Origin of the sequence: Pedobacter sp. D749 (genome assembly GCF_019317285.1) — a bacterium.
GTDB lineage: Bacteria > Bacteroidota > Bacteroidia > Sphingobacteriales > Sphingobacteriaceae > Pedobacter.
On the sequence record NZ_CP079218.1, the window covers coordinates 2,103,307 to 2,120,230 of the forward strand.

13 protein-coding genes, 1 tRNA gene and 1 pseudogene are annotated in these 16,924 nt (G+C 38.9%); 9 read left to right on the forward strand and 6 right to left on the reverse strand.

Going from position 1 to position 16,924, the window contains the following annotated elements; all coding sequences use genetic code 11:
- Nucleotides 1-61: 61 nt before the first annotated feature.
- Both KYH19_RS08350 and KYH19_RS08355 read left to right on the forward strand, forming a co-directional pair.
- Nucleotides 62-1,897: a beta-galactosidase family protein gene (locus tag KYH19_RS08350; RefSeq protein ID WP_255562595.1), complete on the forward strand. Its 1,836-nt coding sequence runs from the start codon at nucleotides 62-64 to the stop codon at nucleotides 1,895-1,897.
- Between the two features lie 61 nt (nucleotides 1,898-1,958).
- Complete coding sequence (locus KYH19_RS08355; RefSeq protein ID WP_219078313.1) at nucleotides 1,959-2,990, forward strand: cellulase family glycosylhydrolase; 1,032 nt, start codon at nucleotides 1,959-1,961, stop codon at nucleotides 2,988-2,990.
- A gap of 122 nt (nucleotides 2,991-3,112) precedes the next feature.
- On the opposite strand, the gene KYH19_RS08360 is transcribed toward KYH19_RS08355, so the two are convergent.
- Nucleotides 3,113-3,739 carry a Crp/Fnr family transcriptional regulator gene (locus tag KYH19_RS08360; protein ID WP_193421990.1) on the reverse strand — a complete coding sequence of 209 codons (627 nt, stop codon included), beginning with the start codon at nucleotides 3,737-3,739 and terminating at the stop codon, nucleotides 3,113-3,115.
- A gap of 414 nt (nucleotides 3,740-4,153) precedes the next feature.
- Here KYH19_RS08360 and KYH19_RS08365 point away from each other — a divergent pair.
- The 3 genes and pseudogenes from KYH19_RS08365 (at nucleotide 4,154) to KYH19_RS08375 (ending at nucleotide 6,561) form a co-directional block, all read left to right on the forward strand.
- A tRNA-Lys gene (locus KYH19_RS08365) sits at nucleotides 4,154-4,226 on the forward strand.
- A gap of 322 nt (nucleotides 4,227-4,548) precedes the next feature.
- Nucleotides 4,549-4,824, forward strand: a pseudogene (locus KYH19_RS24355) (Arm DNA-binding domain-containing protein); the annotation flags it as partial.
- 147 nt (nucleotides 4,825-4,971) lie between these two features.
- Nucleotides 4,972-6,561, forward strand: a complete 1,590-nt coding sequence (locus KYH19_RS08375; protein ID WP_219078315.1) for an AAA family ATPase — start codon at nucleotides 4,972-4,974, stop codon at nucleotides 6,559-6,561.
- A 179-nt stretch (nucleotides 6,562-6,740) separates the two neighbouring features.
- On the opposite strand, the gene KYH19_RS08380 is transcribed toward KYH19_RS08375, so the two are convergent.
- A complete protein-coding gene (locus KYH19_RS08380; protein ID WP_219078316.1) occupies nucleotides 6,741-7,175 on the reverse strand; it encodes a hypothetical protein in 435 nt (144 codons plus the stop codon).
- Nucleotides 7,176-7,423: 248 nt separating this feature from the next.
- Here KYH19_RS08380 and KYH19_RS08385 point away from each other — a divergent pair, with 248 nt between their 5' ends.
- On the forward strand, nucleotides 7,424-8,086 hold the full coding sequence (locus KYH19_RS08385) for a hypothetical protein (RefSeq protein ID WP_219078317.1): 663 nt from the start codon (nucleotides 7,424-7,426) through the stop codon (nucleotides 8,084-8,086).
- Nucleotides 8,070-8,786: a PIN domain-containing protein gene (locus KYH19_RS08390; RefSeq protein WP_219078318.1), complete on the forward strand. Its 717-nt coding sequence runs from the start codon at nucleotides 8,070-8,072 to the stop codon at nucleotides 8,784-8,786. The genes KYH19_RS08385 and KYH19_RS08390 overlap by 17 nt, the downstream gene beginning before the upstream one ends.
- 467 nt (nucleotides 8,787-9,253) lie before the next feature.
- Here the strand turns inward: KYH19_RS08390 and KYH19_RS08395 are convergent, their stop codons facing one another.
- The gene (locus tag KYH19_RS08395) at nucleotides 9,254-9,601 is read right to left on the reverse strand and encodes a helix-turn-helix transcriptional regulator (RefSeq protein ID WP_219078319.1); all 348 of its coding nucleotides are present in this window, start codon (nucleotides 9,599-9,601) and stop codon (nucleotides 9,254-9,256) included.
- Nucleotides 9,602-10,367: 766 nt separating this feature from the next.
- Here KYH19_RS08395 and KYH19_RS08400 point away from each other — a divergent pair.
- Nucleotides 10,368-10,664, forward strand: coding sequence for a hypothetical protein (locus tag KYH19_RS08400; protein WP_219078320.1), 297 nt, complete (start codon nucleotides 10,368-10,370; stop codon nucleotides 10,662-10,664).
- A gap of 258 nt (nucleotides 10,665-10,922) precedes the next feature.
- Complete coding sequence (locus tag KYH19_RS08405) at nucleotides 10,923-11,555, forward strand: hypothetical protein (RefSeq protein ID WP_219078321.1); 633 nt, start codon at nucleotides 10,923-10,925, stop codon at nucleotides 11,553-11,555.
- A gap of 314 nt (nucleotides 11,556-11,869) precedes the next feature.
- Here KYH19_RS08405 and KYH19_RS08410 read toward each other — a convergent pair whose 3' ends face one another.
- The 3 genes from KYH19_RS08410 to KYH19_RS08420 form a co-directional block, all read right to left on the reverse strand.
- Nucleotides 11,870-12,985, reverse strand: a complete 1,116-nt coding sequence (locus tag KYH19_RS08410; RefSeq protein ID WP_219078322.1) for an NAD(P)/FAD-dependent oxidoreductase — start codon at nucleotides 12,983-12,985, stop codon at nucleotides 11,870-11,872.
- Nucleotides 12,982-14,922 (reverse strand): LodA/GoxA family CTQ-dependent oxidase, encoded by a 1,941-nt coding sequence (locus KYH19_RS08415; RefSeq protein ID WP_219078323.1) that lies wholly within the window; start codon nucleotides 14,920-14,922, stop codon nucleotides 12,982-12,984. The genes KYH19_RS08410 and KYH19_RS08415 overlap by 4 nt, the downstream gene beginning before the upstream one ends.
- A gap of 173 nt (nucleotides 14,923-15,095) precedes the next feature.
- Entirely contained in the window at nucleotides 15,096-16,868 is a 1,773-nt protein-coding gene (locus KYH19_RS08420) for an FAD-dependent oxidoreductase (RefSeq protein ID WP_219078324.1), read from the reverse strand.
- Between the last annotated feature and the right edge of the window lie 56 nt (nucleotides 16,869-16,924).

The window sequence follows — 16,924 nt, forward strand, 5'->3', positions numbered from 1 at the left end:
CAATTATAAATCGATATAGGAAAACTATGTTTTTGATTTTTTAAATAATAATACATCTTAAATGAAACCTACCCTAAAACACTTAATGATTAAAGTAATTTTAATTACTTGTTTTGCCAGCTTTAGTGCATTTGCACAGGTTAAGCATACCTTTAAACTTGCAGACTCTGTTTTTCTGCTCGATAATAAACCTTTTCAGATCATTTCAGGAGAAATGCATTATCCCCGTATACCTAGAGAAGCCTGGCGCGACAGAATGAAAATGGCTAAAGCCATGGGCTTAAATACGATTGGTACTTATGTGTTTTGGAATGTGCACGAGCCTCAGAAAGATCAGTTTGATTTTTCGGGTAATAATGATATTGCCGAATTTGTGCGTATTGCAAAAGAAGAAGGTTTATGGGTATTGCTTCGCCCTAGTCCGTATGTATGTGCCGAATGGGAATTTGGCGGCTATCCATTTTGGTTACAGAATATTAAAGGTTTACAGGTGAGGAGTAAAGAAGCACAGTATTTAAAAGAATATAAAGAATATCTTACAGAAATTGGTAAACGTTTAGCGCCGTTGCAAATTAACCATGGTGGCAACATCTTAATGGTGCAGGTTGAAAACGAATACGGTTCTTATGGGAATGATAAAGAATACCTGAAAATTAATGCTCAGCTGTTTAAAGATGCCGGTTTTGATGGCGTACTTTCAACCTGCGATCCCGTTCCGGCACTAGAAGGAGGGCATTTGGCAGGCTTGCTTCCAGGCGTAAACGGTATTGATAATCCAGCTCAGATCAAAACGTTAATCAAGAAATATAACAATGGTTCCGGACCATACTTTGTGCCAGAATGGTATCCGGCCTGGTTCGATTGGTGGGGTACAAAACACCATGAGGTAGATCCAAAAACTTACGCCAATAAGCTAGATACTGTACTTAAAGGTGGAATTTCTATTAATATGTACATGTTTCATGGCGGTACAACCAGAGGGTTTATGAATGGGGCAAACTTTAATGATTCTACAGCTTTCGAACCACAGATTAGTAGTTATGATTATGATGCACCTTTAGATGAAGCGGGTAATGCAACAGCAAAATTCATGCTTTTTCGCGAAGCAATTAAAAAGAATCTGCCTGCAAACCAAACACTTCCAGATGTACCCGGTACTAAGCCAGCAGCGGCATTGCCTGTAATTACATTTACCAAATCGACCGATATTTTTAGCCTGATCGGGAAACCAAAAGTAAGTGAACAACCACTAACCTTTGAAGCCCTCAACCAGCCCTATGGTTTTGTATTGTACAGCAGCACAATAAAAGGCGGACGTAAAGGTGTAATCAAAATCAACGAGTTGCGCGATTATGGATTGGTATATATCAATAAAAAACTTGTAGGTGTTTTAGACAGAAGGCTTTATCAGGATAGTTTAGTGCTTAATCTTCCTGCCGGCAATGTACAATTGGATATTTTGGTAGAAAACATGGGGAGGATTAATTTTGGCCCTTACTTACTTAAAAATAATAAAGGGATTACTAAAAACGTAACTTTTAATGGTAAAGAAATTAAATCGTGGAAAATGTATCCATTGCCATTTGATAAAATAGATACCCAAAAAATACAGCCCAAAGTAAGTAGCCAATCTGCAGCAGTGCTCAAATCAGCTAGCATTAACTTAACAAAAGTTGCTGATACTTATTTAGATATGCGCAAATGGGGAAAAGGACTGGTTTGGGTTAACGGACATAACTTAGGTAAATATTGGGGTATTGGACCACAACAAACCATTTATTTGCCAGCAGAATGGCTTAAAAAAGGAAAGAATGAAATTGTAGTTTTTGAACTGCTTAAACCTGGGCAGAAGACGTTAACCAGTTTAGATAAAGCCATTTTAAATGAGTTAAAATAATAGCATTTCCATTTTCTTCTGAATTAACGCCTCACCTAACCAAATATTAATTACAAAACCTATGAAAATTAAAACGCCAATTGTAACGATGGTTGTTATGTTAAGCGCATGCTTAATCGGCTGTAAAAAACAAGAGTTAGTTACAGAACCCCCAGAGACTGAAAAAGCAAGTGTAGAATCGGTAGGTGCTGCAGGTATTGCAGGAGTAAACTGGGCTGATGGCCGTGACAATTTTGTTGATGGCTGGGTTATTCCGTCAGGATTAACCGCCGGTGATAATTATACCACCGTATCGGCAAAGGCAAATGCCATTCTAACGGGTTTTCAAACGAACATGCCTGGCGTAAATACAGTTAGATTACCCATTAATCCTCCTAGTGTAGCAGAAGCATGGTGGGGTGCTTATACTGGTGCAATAGATCGCGCATTGAGCAAAAATATGAAAGTAATTCTTGCTTGTTGGGAAAGCGCGTCTTCCCACAATGGTACCATTGATAATACCACTCAGTTTTGGGCCATGTGGCAAACCGTGGTAGACAAATATGGTAGCAATGCCAATGTGTATTTCGAACCCATGAATGAGCCATACAGTTATTCGCTTGCTCAGTTAACAGCTATTTATGCCGAATGGTTATCCCGTTATCCTAACGTAAGCAAGGGGAGGATTCTATTAGGCGGTACGGGCTATTCGGAAAATGTAACAGGTGTTGGTGCCGATAGCCGTTTTTCGGGTTGTTTGCTGTCCTTGCATAACTATGCTTTTTGGGCTACCCGATCTCAATCTGCATGGGAGAGCGACTGGAGAAACCGTTTTGGCAATTACGCAAGTCGTACTGTTGTTACAGAGTACGGCGCGGCTATGACCACAGGCAAAAATTACACAGGTCCGGTTGGAAGTGACAATGAGATTGCCTACATAGTTGGTTCTACCAATGTATTTAGAAATGATAAAGTTGCCAGCGTATACTGGCCGGGCCTTAGAGACAACGACAGTTACAGCATCCAGAACCGCGGCGGAAGTGGCACTAATATTACTTTAACCACAACAAATGCATCAGGCTTGAGCCGTATCAGGTATGGATGGGGTTTATAATATGATTTTAATTGGAAAAAAAGCCCTCTGCTAATTATATGCGCTATCATTTTGGTCAGAAATATTGCACAAACGTTTGATTCATGTCTGGAATGTGCTTTATAAGCAACCTGGCGTAACTATTATTTTTCAGTAGGTGCTTTTTTCCTGATTCTGCTTAATGTTTCGAGTCTCATGCCTGTAAATGATGCTACATACTTTAATGGTACCCGGTTAATCAGGTTTGGATAAGAAATCAAGAACCTTTGGTAGCGTTTTAACGCGGTAGGAAGCCTGCAGATATAGGCTCTTTCAGATGCTCCCTGAAAATAAATTTCGGTCATTTTTCTACCTACATAGTTTGCTATGGGAAAATTTTCGTAAAGCAGTTTCGTCATTTCATGCGGAATGGCAATTGCAAATACCGGATCTATCGTTTCAATATACTCGTCAGAACTTTCATTTTCCCATAAATTCCTGATGGTTCCTGCCAATTCGTTTTCTGCAGCAATCCAGGTAGTAATCTTTTTATTCCCCATTTTAAGGTAGCCATGTACTGCTCCTTCTAAAATAAGGAAAATGTAGCGGTTGTATTTTAATGGCGAGGCAATATGTTTGTTTTTAGCAAAACGTACAGGGAATGTATCGCGGTTAATGATGTCTTCCATTTCTGGAGTAAGTGCATGGAAAGACCTGAAGACTGTAATAATTGGAGAGAAACCACCAAGCGCAGCCCATTTATCTTCACCATAAATATTTTCAATATTCATTGAGAAAACGAGTGTGTATTTAAAAGTGAAAAATAATTATAAAAATAAAAAAATCATTATTCTGCTTACAACCAAGTGGAATATTAATGTTGAATAGGTATAGAATTCATAAAACAATTATGACTTAAATAGTTGATTATTAAATTTTTATTTGTTTAATATGGAGGTCTGAACGGATAAAAAAATATTTTAGTTCTTAGCAGACGTATTCCTTTTAATGGTTTATAAATTTGTAATCAGTAAGCTGGAAAAGATAGAAATATGGATTTTTTTTATTCGTGTTTAACCTGATGATTTCTAAATATTTAACTTCAATTTATTCATTTAATGTTAACTTTCTATTAAATATTTTGGGTTTACCTTTTGCAAGAATGGATTTAATTCCTAACTTCGCAGCCTCGAAAGGGAGAAGATGATTCCGTAGCTCAGCTGGTAGAGCATTACACTTTTAATGTAGTGGTCCTGGGTTCGAATCCCAGCGGGATCACAAGAAACAATATCAAAGAGAAATAAAACCCTGCAAATCAAATGTTTGCAGGGTTTTTGCTTTTACCGGAAAACCCAAAATATGCAATAAATCGCATAAAAAATTGAGTGATTCGGTGAGTAGTTTTAGAGAGTGGCATACTCACTGAAAAAGATTTAAGTTATTGATTTACATAAAGTTAAATCATTGCATGACTTGATGCGATTAGACTACAAGGCTAGCTTTGTTATCTTTAAATCAGTCGATTATGAAAACTAATTTCAGCCTGCTCTTCTACCTGAAGAAACCAAAAAACTAGGTTACAGTTACTGTTCCTGTTTATCTAAGGATTACCGTTGACGGAAAACCTGTGGAAATGTCCGCCAGTAGAAAATGTGAGCCGGAATTGTGGAACACCAAAGCGGGTCACATAATCGGCACAAAAGAAGATGCCAAAACCTTAAATTCCTATCTCGACAAAATGAAAGCGGGCGTTACTGCTGCCCATACTGCTTTATGCATAGAAGATGCTGAGATATCCGCTGAAGGCGTTAAATGTAAATATCTAGACACGAATTGGGTTCAAACCGAACGAACTCTAGAAATAACTGTCAAATAGTCAATCAATTCTAATCTCATTTTTCCTAGTTTGGCAGATTCACATGAATGGTACAGGTGTTGACGTTAATGATTATTAAATCGATGGTAAATTTAAAGGCCTACAAAAAAAGCAAACATTAGATATTATTCTAACAAAAATTAGACTATGAGGATAAAAAATATACAATTAAAAGAATTCAAAAGGTTTGATAATCTTACTATCGATTTAGGAGAATCTCCAAAAAAAATTATAGCGCTCGTAGGCCCAAATGGCTGTGGTAAAAGTTCAGTTTTTGATGCCTTCGAGGAGAAATTGAAAGATTTCAGGTATAGAGACCATGAAGGTGCATCATTTTTTTCTAAATCATTATTTTATAGCGAAGAAGGAACAATTTCCCAACCTTATGATAAGAATCGATCAATTTTGATACAGACTGCTAGTGGAGTAGAATTACAAAGAAAAAGTTTTTATATACGAACTGCGTATCGTTTCACTGCAAAATTAAATGTCACAAAGATTGAAAAGATATCAGAGATACAAGACGGACAAGATGATCCAACTAGTTCTATTGCTTTAGATGGTCGATTGGTAAACAATTATAAACGGTTAATTGAAATCGCATACTCGGAATTCGATGCTTCTGGCAATAAAACTGGTGATCAAATCAAGCAAGAATTAATTGGAAAAGTTAATGATATTTTATCCAAGGTCATTGATGCTAAAATTTCAAATTTGGGAAATGTTCTGTCTGGCAAAGGGCAATTATATTTTGAAAAAGGTAATGCTAAGAACTTTCCTTACGCGAATCTATCTGCTGGTGAAAAGGAAGTTGTCGATATTGTGTTAGACCTGGTAGTGAAGGTGCCATTCTTTAATGAAACAGTTTATTGTATTGACGAACCTGAGCTACATTTAAATACAGCAGTCCAAAGAAAATTACTCGTAGAAATAGAAAAACTAATTCCTGATAATTGTCAACTTTGGGTAGCCACACATAGCATTGGGTTTTTACGTGCATTGCAAGATGAACTAAAAGAAAAAAGTCAAATTTTAGATTTTTCTGAGGATGATTACTTCAATGGTATAAAGACTATCAAGCCAATGAAGCCATCCAGAAAAAATTGGCAGAGAATTTTTCAGACAGCACTTGAAGATCTTACTGGATTACTTGCACCCAAAAAAATCATTTATTGCGAAGGAAAGGTATCAGAGCCACGCGCTAACGTAGAGGATGGTATGGACGCAAAAGTTTTAAATAACATTTTTGAAGAAGACTATCAAGAGGCTCTGTTTATATCTTCTGGCGGCAACACTGAGCTTGATCAGCGATCAAACATTGCTATTGCTATATTAGGAAAAGTATTTTCTGACGTTGAAATTTTAGTACTTAAAGATAGAGATATGAATTCTGGTAAACCTATTGATGAAGGTGGAAGACAATTATATTTGAAAAATAATAAAGAAAATCATAGAGTTTTAAAGCGATTCGAAATAGAAAATTATCTTTTTGATAAGGAAGTTTTAAAGAAATATTGCGTAGCAAATGGCTTAACCTTTAATGAACAAAAATATGACACATGCTTTCCAGACATTATAAACAATCAAGTAAAGGATCAATTTAATATAGTCAAATCATGCTGTAATATTCCGGGATCAATAGCAGCAGAAAAATTTAAGATAAACCTCTCAGATTATATCACATCAGATATGATTATCTATAAAGAATTAGAAAATGAGATTTTCAATAGAAAATAAGGTAGAAGGTTAGATATGTTTTATATTAAGTAATTGCAAATTTGGCTTCAAAAGTAGTCGAATCAATGGATAAAAAGTTTACCTAATCCCAAAAACCTAAATACTATTTTATGAAAGCTTCAATCTTCAAATCCTGAATAATTGGTTCAACACGCCTTAAATAACTTTCTAAATAATTTCTATACCCCCCTGTACAGACTGGCTTGCAAATACCCTAAATTATAAAACAAATCTTTATCAAGATCACCATCTAAATATAGAAAATCAAGACAATGCAGGCAAAACACTTTTAGGAACTGTACTTTCTGTTCGTGCTTGAGTGCCGGATAAGATACACCTAGATTAAGTTCAAATGCATTAATGCCCTCATTGTAACCATCGAAAAAGCATGGCTCAAAAATTTCTTTTTGTTTTATATCCCATTCACCATAAGATTCATTCGTATAATTGACACTGGTACTTTCGTTTATATTCAGGAAATCGTACAGGTCTGTATCACTGATAAAATAAGCCTTACCATCTCTAATCAATTCCCTATGAATAAAAGAAACTCTCATATCATCATAGATGTGACCAGAATAAGGGCTGAAATTTTTTAAGTGGTGGAAAAACATAGATCAAACGTTTGATAGGACAAAATAACTAAATAATTATCGTCAACATAGTTCATCATTTGTCTAACTAAAAACTATTAATTGAATCTCATTCTAATATTGGTATTTTAAAGGCGGTTTATGTGTTTTTTAATTTCCTAAGGTGCTAAAGTTCAATCGTAAATAAGCCTTGCATCGAAAGTACCTGATCAAAAAAAAATTAGTATTTTTGATTGTTATTAAGGGCAGAAATAGAACAATTTTTTAAAATGGAAGTATATCAAAAGTTAATTGTCTTCGTCAACTCCAACCTCGCTTTAAAGTTCAGAACAGAGTTAATAAATGAAGCAAAAAAAAACAAATGGCTTAATAGAAGCGATTTTGAAGAAGACTATATCAAAAATGTAATGACAGATGACATTATTATTTGTTTAGAAAGCCCTAAATTCTCTTTCAATAACAACACTGACCTGCAGGCATTTGTTTGGATGCGCCATTCTAAAAATGAATTCGAAGTTTTCAATATAATTCCAAGCCTTACTAGAAAGCTGACTTACGAACAGTATAATTTCATCTTGGATCAACTTTATAAATGTGTGGTAAAAAAGGTAGCTGTAAAACTTGAGTTGGACACGATGATCACTAGCCCATACAAATCCATGACCGAAATTATTGGCGAAGAAGCATACGAAAGATTATACCGATTTTCAAGATCGGCAAACAAATCAACTGGAAATACGAATCCTTTTGATTTCGAGAGATGGTGTGAATTCGTATTTACACTTTTTCGGCAGAACGTTAAGCTTAACTCCGATGAATTCGTGCGTTGGCTTGAAGAAAATGAAGGTTGGTCGGAAGATTTGGCTTGGAAGCTAGCTGTCGATTTGGAATATGCATTAGACATCTTGGAAAAATATGAGCATTCTAAATAAAATTCCAATCTCTGCTACAGACTTTGTTCAAAACGTCTTTTCAGTAAATCCAAAACCTATTTTCTTTTGGGATACATGCGCATTGCTTGATATTATCAGACTGGTTTACCGTAATGGTGATATTAATACGCTTAAATCAATAATTGAAATAAAAAAGCTTATTGATACTAACCAAATCTATAGTGTATGTAGCCAATTGACCATAATTGAATGGAATGAACATTTTGCCAAAATTATGGCAGAAACTCACGAGAGCCTAAACCTAACATCTGATTTCCATAAGAATAGCGTTGATATGATCAACCATATTTTTTCAAGTAATTATTGTTCTGACCATATAGGAGATAAGGGGCTTATAGCAGAGTTAGAAAAAATAGCGGATGGAATTTGTCAGGCAAGTACATATTTGACGACAGATGAGATTGCTCAAAATGCTTTAATTAGAGTCTCAAAAAAGCAACCTCCTTCTGCAAAAAAGCCAGAATTCAAAGATTGTGCTATTTGGGAAACAGTATTGGATGTTGCTGATAAGGTAAAGTCCTATGGGTTGAAGTTCGTATATCTTACTGTCAATACGGAAGATTATTTGGATAAGGCAAGGACTCCCCACAGAGTCCATGGTAGTTTGATTGCCGAGGCGATAACATATAATATTCATCTAGAAATGAAATTTATCGAGGCCTATAACAAAATAAAATAGCGTTTACATATTATGAACTAAAACCCAGAATCTGAATATTGAGCTACCGCAAAATACTGCTTAAGGAGTTTGACACATGACTGGGCTCTTATCTATTGGTTGCATAGTTTTTTTTGAAAATAGATAAAAAAAACGTATATTTATGTATAGCAATTGCAGCTAAAACGTATTAAAAAAATAGTGAGTAATTCAATGAGTAGAATTACAAAACAGCCTAAAATACTATTTAAACGCTGATTTTAGCACTAGGTGCAAATCCCAGCGGGATCACAAGAAACCTCACAGAAATGTGAGGTTTTTTTGTTTTATTCCCCCTGGGATTCGAACAGAAGCGCCGGCATGGGTTCGATTTGTAAAAGGCTCAGGACCAGGTTCGGGGTTTTGCGGGACTGAGCCAATCCCAGCGGGATCACAGAAGATAGTATCAAAACTACATAAAATATTGCAAATCAAATGATTGCAAAGTTTTATGTTTTACCGGAAAACCCAAAATATGCAATAAATCGCATAAAAAATTGAGTGATTCGGTGAGTAGTCTTACAAGGTGGCATATTTAAAGGTGATGTTACTTTTATTATAATGAAGCTTGGACTGGTTTCTCCATTTTCATATTTAATAACATCTCCTGTATTAACCCCACTTCTTTTGTGAAATTTACGATAAGAAATTTTCTGCGTCTCTTTCAAAGGTTTTAAATGATGACCTAATCTTTTCACAATTATTTTTTCTTTCTCAAGAATCATTTCACTACCAATAAAAATATAATTAGCAAAGGCCTTTATATTATTTAAAATTGTCATGTAATTACTTGACATTAAGTTTTTTTTATTTACATTAACATAATAAAAATAAAACCATTACAAGGTAAAATTAAGAGTCTTGCAACCTCAAATCTCACGCCGTTGGAGCAGGACAGCAGATTTTATCCCATTTCTTATAGCGGAATAGCTATCTTTAGCTTCCAAAATAAGAGTGGGCTTCTGCTGTAATTCCATTTCAACGTAAGGCGTGAGAAACATTATGAGGTTATGGTTTGAGAAGCCCACTTTTCCTCTCTCCGTCAGGACTCATAACATACGATTATGAGCAAACAAAAAATAATTTGGATTAACTGGTTGGTACTTCCCAAGGTGAGTATACCCCAATATGTTATTTTAATTGTTCGTCATTTTCAAATAATTCTATGCCAGTTTCTGTTAAGTTGCACATTTGATCGGCTTTATGCCTTGAAACCCAGGAATCCGGAGTGATTTTTTGAGCTGGGGCAGGTTGGCTATTTATGATTAATATTAATAAGGTTCTTAATGATGATGACCTGCCTCATTTTTTGTTTGCTTTCGAACGTGACGCCTGGTTTCTTATCGTATTTTTTTCCTTCCATTCTCTATTTTTTGCGTTTGAAAAAATAATCGGTTTTGCTGTGATTGGTATGCCCGGATTTTAGGCAGAGGTCGACTTTTTTCTGCTGCTTAATCTGTTACGCAATTGGGTGTAGTGGTGGCTTTAGCTGTTCCGGAATGTTATTTCCGGATGCGGCCTTTGCTTTTGTTAATTAATGTTTTACCAAAATTTTTGCTTTCGATGAAGAACAACAATAGTTATCTGCCGCTTTTTTTTCTCTGTTGGGCTTTTCTTTATACGCCATTGGCTTTACTGGGTGTTTTTACTGTGCCTGGTAGCGAGCAGGAGGTAGTTACGGCGCCAAAACCTTGCTCGGGGAAGGTGTCGCGAAGTTCAGGTGAGGAACAGATGGAGAGCAATGATTTTGGTTGTTTCTTGTCTGTTTATGATCCGGTTCCTGGTATTTGGGATTGTGGGGATGATCATATTGTTCCTTTTTGTTTAACAGATAATCCCCCCGGGTATGGCACGAAGTAAGTGTATGGTTTCGAAAGGCTGTATGCTCTGAAACCGAAAAATTCTATTGCAGGAATCAATTCCCAGCTTGTTAAACATGAAAAATTACTGTGTCAGTCAATTTTTTTATTTAGCTACAACCATACCAGTCCTCAGACAGAGGATATACATTCTTTATGAGTTTGAAAAACATATTTTTCTTATTTTAGAAGGATTAAAATGCTGAAAATTATTTTCCTTATGACTAAAAAGCTCTTATTTATTTTGATGTTAAGCTTAATGTTAGGTTTAAAATCTAAAGCACAGCACAAATCGATGATTCCATCTGATGTAATTCCGTTTCAGGTAACTGTCGAAAAATCTGTCTATAAAGGTAAAAATGCCTTAGCCCTGGAAATAAAAGGTCAGCCTGATGGAGATAATACACTTGCAATTTTGAAAGATATTGAATTTCATAATGGGGTAATTGAAGCGACAATTAGCGGGCAACCACTTGCAGATGCCGGAGCAACAGCTCGGGGATTTGTAGGTATTGCGTTCAGGGCGGCTTTAGATGCTTCAAAAATGGAGGTTTTTTATTTACGTCCTACCAATGGCCGGGCAGATGATCAATTACGCAGAAACCACTCCAGCCAGTATATTTCTATTCCCGGATATCCCTGGGAAAAATTAAGAAAGGAAACGCCGGGACAGTATGAAGCATATGTTGATATATTGCCTGCAGAATGGATCAAAATAAAGATTGTAGTAAAGGATGAAACTGCCAGGCTGTATATTAACGGTGCAGCTCAGCCTACTTTAATTGTAAATGATCTAAAACAGGGTAAAAATATTCGGGGAAGCATTGGGTTGTGGATAGGGCCAGGAACATTAGGCCACTTTACTGATGTTAAAGTAACTAAAGAAGATTGATAAATATATAAACACCAGGCGTTTATATTAACTGAACTTAATGCTTTTCCTAATTCGGTAGTACCGGTTGCAAGCGCTGTTCCTGTAAGCGAAGATTACTACTTAATGAACCAGAAGTTTTATGTTTTCGGCTTTTGAAAAAAGGGATAACCAAATTAATGGTTATCCCCAATCTAAATTAACGCTCTCAGGCTTTCGCCGGATGTAGGACTCTCACCCCCTACATTACCATATACGCAAAAATATATTGCCTGGTTTTTTATTTCTATAAATATCAGCAATTTTGATAATACTAATGTCAAACGACTGCTGTTTTATCCTATAATCACATTATCCTTAGCAACTGCTGATTTTTGCTCGCCATGTCTTCTTACCCAATAAGGATGGTCTTTCCAACGGGTCTCCTTACCGTACAGATCTGCACGTTGCTCCCCATACAAATGAAAGGCGAGTTGAATCTTTTGATGATAATGAGTTCCGGCTGCCGAAATACCCGCTAGTTCATCTTTCGCCGCGAGGCCGGCATCAATGCCACTGCGTAGCGCAAAAGCGATACCATGGGAAGACAATGGGTCGAACGCACAGGCGGCATCGCCAGCCGCTAACCAACCTTCGCCGGCATAATGCTCCAAATGATGGCTTCCTGCTGAAGTATATTGGAGAGGCAATACATCGCTGTAACGACTTACCGGCACCCGATGTTTTACAAAGCGCGTTTGCGTACTTTTCCTGCGCCAATATAAGGGATCTAGCCAATCTGCCCGGTCATGCAGGTCAGGATCTGTAAAAAAGATGCGGACTACCTTTCCTTCTCCACCCTCCGAAACATACCACCAGCCGTCAGGAACTGCTTCAATAAGACTTTGTTGACTCCTTAGGGGATTAGAGGAGGCCAGCAAGCTAACCACCGCTACCTGATTATCCTCTCGAATGCGTTTTATACCAAGTTGCCTGCTCAGCCAACTGTTCCTGCCACTGGCATCGATTATTGTAGCAGCGTTGATGTGGGAATGGCCTTCAGTATATTGCCAACGCATCCCTTCCCTTGTAAGCCCGAAGGCCCGGTTCGTTTCGATTAAAGTAACTCCGGCGGCTACTGCTTTTTGGAGCATCATAGACTGAAAAGCTGTACGATTCAAATACCAGCCCTCTCCGAACGATGACTGGATAAAATCATAGAAGAATAGCCGGTCATCTCCCCAGCAAGAGGAATTGCCATAGCAGGGTGGGTGAGCTGCAGCTAAAAAGTCATCCCATAAATCAAGTTCGATAAGTGAGTAACGGGCGGAAGCCGCGAGGCTTTCTCCCGCCCGGATAACATCCACTGCAGGCCGGTGCACCACCGTTACCGATGCACCGTGCTGCCGTAAAGTGATTGCTGAAGCCAACCCGGCAGGGCCGTTGCCTATAATCAGCACATCTGTTATCATCCTCTCTTTCTCTTTTCAGCGCGCTCTACCATCCACAGGTAACCTGAATCTTCTGCTGGTTGTCCATGCTCTGGCGCAGCCTTCAGCATTGCGTCTGCAGTAATCTGCTCTTCTCCTATGGTTCGTCCATTCTCTACCCACATCTTATCAGGGAAGTTGGCATCGCCATTACCTTCTTTCTGGATCAAAATACCTACATCGGGCCATTGGCTGATAAAATCGTTAATGCCTTTGGTATAAGGACTCACTTTTACCGATGGATAGCCATACTCATATACCACACCGCGCAGCCACTTTACCCGGTTGCCAAAGGCAGAATTTTTCTCTTCCAGGCTGCTGCTGCCACTTATCATCACTTCGTAATCCGCTTCCGTAAGCACATCGTTAGGCACTCTAACCGGCCAGAAAGTTGGTACATACTGACCCATAATTTCTACATAGCCACTTAAGCAGCTGGAAGTATCCGTTTGCCAGGGCACGGCCATCCATTTGGTAATATCGCCGGCAGCAGAGCCGTCCAAAGGACCTCCCGGTGCCAGCGCGATTTTAGAATTAAGCACTGGTCCGAAGGTAAGCGGATCATCCAACCTGCGTTTGATGCGAAACGGTGCCGAATACAGGATGGGTTGCCGCATTGGCCAGGTATATTCGCATCCCGGGTGAAAAGGCCCGCCAATGGTTTCATCAAGCGTGGTGCGATCCAGCTGACTGGCCTGTTCGGCAGGAGAAAGGTCTTCATAATGAACAGTTCCAGACTTGTCGTTCAACGTAAAGTTGCCGTTTGCCCACTGTTGAAGATATTCATATTGAAAAGGCATTACAGCCATGAAATTACGCGGATCTGTATCGCTGCTTTTAAAACTTTGCAGTCCATCGCCATAAATCGGCGGGAAAAGCTCTGCCTGCATGGTTGCGTAATCAGGATTACGGAATTGGCGGAAAATGGCTTGCCGTAGTTCAAAGTATTGATCAGATGCATCAGAAAGCTTCGCTACCATTTCAGGAGTGGAAAGATTCCCTGGGCTACCCCAGCCATACTGCTTAAAAATACCCGCATTCACCCACCCGTTGAGTGGCATGCGTTGCAGCATCGGATAGATGTTCGCCCAGAACTCCGGCGTTTCCGGTAACACAGACTGTCCCATTTCGCTGGCCGTTTGTGCCAGCAGGTCGTATCCGGTTACAAATGCCTGTATCCCTGGCGAATAATCTGGTGGAGCAGTGAGTACCCATGCACCGGTCGCCTCGAGCACTTCTCCTGTATTCAGTTTAATTTTTGCATCAACCGGACCGTCAGAGGTATCATCATGCCAGGTATTGTTATTGGCAAAAGTAGTTGCCATCTTACCATCGTATGATGCAGATAGGCCACGCCCACCAAGGAAAAGCAAACTACCATTTTGGTCTGTACGCAGTTCGCCCAGGTAAACCGGCGTATCCGTACCATGCGGAGAATAAAATGTGCCTTTATCGAAAGCGAATTCGGAATCATTGCCACCAGAATTGGTATTGATGCCGGAAATCGCCACTACACCGCCATCAATCACCAGCCTCGGGCGGTGGGAATCGGCGACGTTAATATTGCGTAACTTGCTTTCTACCGGCGGATATTTCGGATAAACACCAGTGGCCTGTGGAATATCCAGTGCAAGATCGAAATCGTACCAGGCGGCTTTTTTGTTAGCCACGTGTACGGTCCAGGTGATATCGCCATCTTCCGCAGTAAGTTCCCGGATGATATTGCCTTGCTCATCGGCACCGAAAAGCCGGAAACGGGCCGCCTGCCGTTTAATACGCCCCTGGCTATCCCTGAAATTGCCAGGATCGGTTATTGGTTCGTTAATGAGATCAGGCAGGAGAAAATATTCATCCGGACTATTGCCTACCCGGGCAACACCGATGGCCGGGTGAATGATTACTTGTTTAATGTCAGACATGTTGTATAGTTTTTTGATTGTAAATGGATTTTATAGTGTATTTATAAAGGATCAATCAATCTGGTAGTTAGCAAGGAACAAAACATCGCCACGAAAGCGTTAATGTGCCTGAATTTTGTGACGGTTACCAAAAAATGCCTATTGTACCAGTTTTGTTGGGGAAATTTATTCCATCAGATAATCGTTTTGCGGCTGCTGAACAAATTGTCAGGATCATTGCAATACGTTTCTTTTATTTCTTTAAGCTGGTCATAATTTTCCTGAAAATAAACACGGGTTGGAATGCTACTGTCTTTGAAACTGATGAAGGCTCCGTAAGTAGCAGGGATCTCATAATCCCGGCAAGCCTCCAGCCAATCCAAAGCCCGGTTTACATAAGGTTGCACTTTCGGGTTTTCGCGACCGTCATTGTCCCACCAGGCCTGATATTGCACGGTATAAAAGCATTTTTTATAGGCAAATGAACTACCTTGCGGAAACTGATTTGCATTAAAATCATAATCCCGGTAATAGCTCCCCGTCATAGCGCCCAAAGTAAAGTAAGTATTCATGCCTTGATTTTCACCCTCGGTAACTAAAAGGTTTGATTCAAGACTTTCTATCAATTTAATTCTCCGCTCCGAAGCAATGTTTTCATCATCGGTAACCATGGCAAACCTTGAAGTGATTTTATGTGGGGCAGGTTTGTCTATTTCAGGTGGAATAGCTTGAAAATGAGGAGGCAAACTATCGGTATCATATATACCTTCCAGCAGCGGATGTTTATCCTGCCCGGTATCCCATTTCACAATTCTGTCCCAGGCTGAGAATGTACTCCATTGTCGCCTGTTGTCATCAGGTATCGCCGTCAGTTTACCGGAGCCATTGGTTACATTATTGGATAATACGGCCTCAATACTGTCTTCAAAATTAACATTGTACTGTCCAAACTCACCCTCTGGAAACCAATTTTCTTCAATAATCTTTCTCAGGTTGGCTTCAAAATCTTGCTGATTCACGAAATTGTCTTTATTACCCATGAAATATCCATAGAAATAGCAATCATGTAAAGATTTATCCACTGGAGTGGTATCCTGTACATCTTTAAATTTGGCAACTATTTTAAGGTTGGTACCCAGTAAGTCAGGATTTTTATTATAGCCTATAAGCGCTTCCCAACGTTTAAGTATATCAACAGCAGGAGGAATATCCTGACCAAATTTTTGCTGCCATGCAACGGTGAATTTAGTCGTAAAATCAGGCAAAGTGAAAGTTTTATAAATGAGTTCCGTAACAATGCCGTAACTCATGCCACCACCACCGCGTAGTGCCCACAAAAGTTTGCGGTCTTCTTCGTTAAGATCTACAACTGGTTGGTCGCCATACTCCGGGATAAGCTTATTATCTATGATTGTCCGGTATGAGCCATCGCCCAATACTAGGGTTACCCCGGCAAGGCTTTCGCATCCCATTCCCTTTTGACGCGTCCAGGGTCCCCATCCGCCACCAAATGTAAAACCAGCAATGCGTACAGAATAACATGTGCCATGGGGCAATCCCACATTCCTTGCATTCATCTGTTTAATCAGATCCATAAACATAATGCCCGGCTGGATGGTTGAATAATTGAGTTCTGACTTAATATCAACCTTTGTCATTTTAGAAAGGTCTATTACAAGGCCATCGGTTGCCGAACATTCTCCTTCATGGTCATGGCCACCAGAACGGACGCTCAAGGGGCCAGTGTAATTGTATTTCCTGATACATTTAATTACTTCCGAGACCTGTTCTGTATTGGTACAGAATACAATTGCCGTCGGACGGAATTGGAAATAGGTATTAAATATTTGTCTTTTGTCGTTGTACTCTTTATTTGTTAAAGGCGAATCAAACAATATTTCAGGTATATTATCCTGTGGGAGATGTTTTTTTAATATCTCTACGATATGGAGCAGCGTTACTTTCATAAAATTTGGTTTAATGGTATTTAGTTATAATGGTGTACGATGGGGGAGATACTGAT

Excerpts from the sequence above, each read along its gene's own strand:
- KYH19_RS08380 (WP_219078316.1), bottom strand. The coding sequence starts at position 7,175 with ATGTTTTTCCACCACTTAAAAAATTTCAGCCCTTATTCTGGTCACATC.
- KYH19_RS08375 (WP_219078315.1), top strand. The coding sequence starts at position 4,972 with ATGAGGATAAAAAATATACAATTAAAAGAATTCAAAAGGTTTGATAAT.
- KYH19_RS08355 (WP_219078313.1), top strand. The coding sequence starts at position 1,959 with ATGAAAATTAAAACGCCAATTGTAACGATGGTTGTTATGTTAAGCGCA.
- KYH19_RS08420 (WP_219078324.1), bottom strand. The coding sequence starts at position 16,868 with ATGAAAGTAACGCTGCTCCATATCGTAGAGATATTAAAAAAACATCTC.
- KYH19_RS08360 (WP_193421990.1), bottom strand. The coding sequence starts at position 3,739 with ATGAATATTGAAAATATTTATGGTGAAGATAAATGGGCTGCGCTTGGT.
- KYH19_RS08350 (WP_255562595.1), top strand. The coding sequence starts at position 62 with ATGAAACCTACCCTAAAACACTTAATGATTAAAGTAATTTTAATTACT.
- KYH19_RS08400 (WP_219078320.1), top strand. The coding sequence starts at position 10,368 with ATGAAGAACAACAATAGTTATCTGCCGCTTTTTTTTCTCTGTTGGGCT.
- KYH19_RS08390 (WP_219078318.1), top strand. The coding sequence starts at position 8,070 with ATGAGCATTCTAAATAAAATTCCAATCTCTGCTACAGACTTTGTTCAA.
- KYH19_RS08385 (WP_219078317.1), top strand. The coding sequence starts at position 7,424 with ATGGAAGTATATCAAAAGTTAATTGTCTTCGTCAACTCCAACCTCGCT.
- KYH19_RS08405 (WP_219078321.1), top strand. The coding sequence starts at position 10,923 with ATGTTAGGTTTAAAATCTAAAGCACAGCACAAATCGATGATTCCATCT.
- KYH19_RS08415 (WP_219078323.1), bottom strand. The coding sequence starts at position 14,922 with ATGTCTGACATTAAACAAGTAATCATTCACCCGGCCATCGGTGTTGCC.
- KYH19_RS08410 (WP_219078322.1), bottom strand. The coding sequence starts at position 12,985 with ATGATAACAGATGTGCTGATTATAGGCAACGGCCCTGCCGGGTTGGCT.
- KYH19_RS08395 (WP_219078319.1), bottom strand. The coding sequence starts at position 9,601 with ATGTCAAGTAATTACATGACAATTTTAAATAATATAAAGGCCTTTGCT.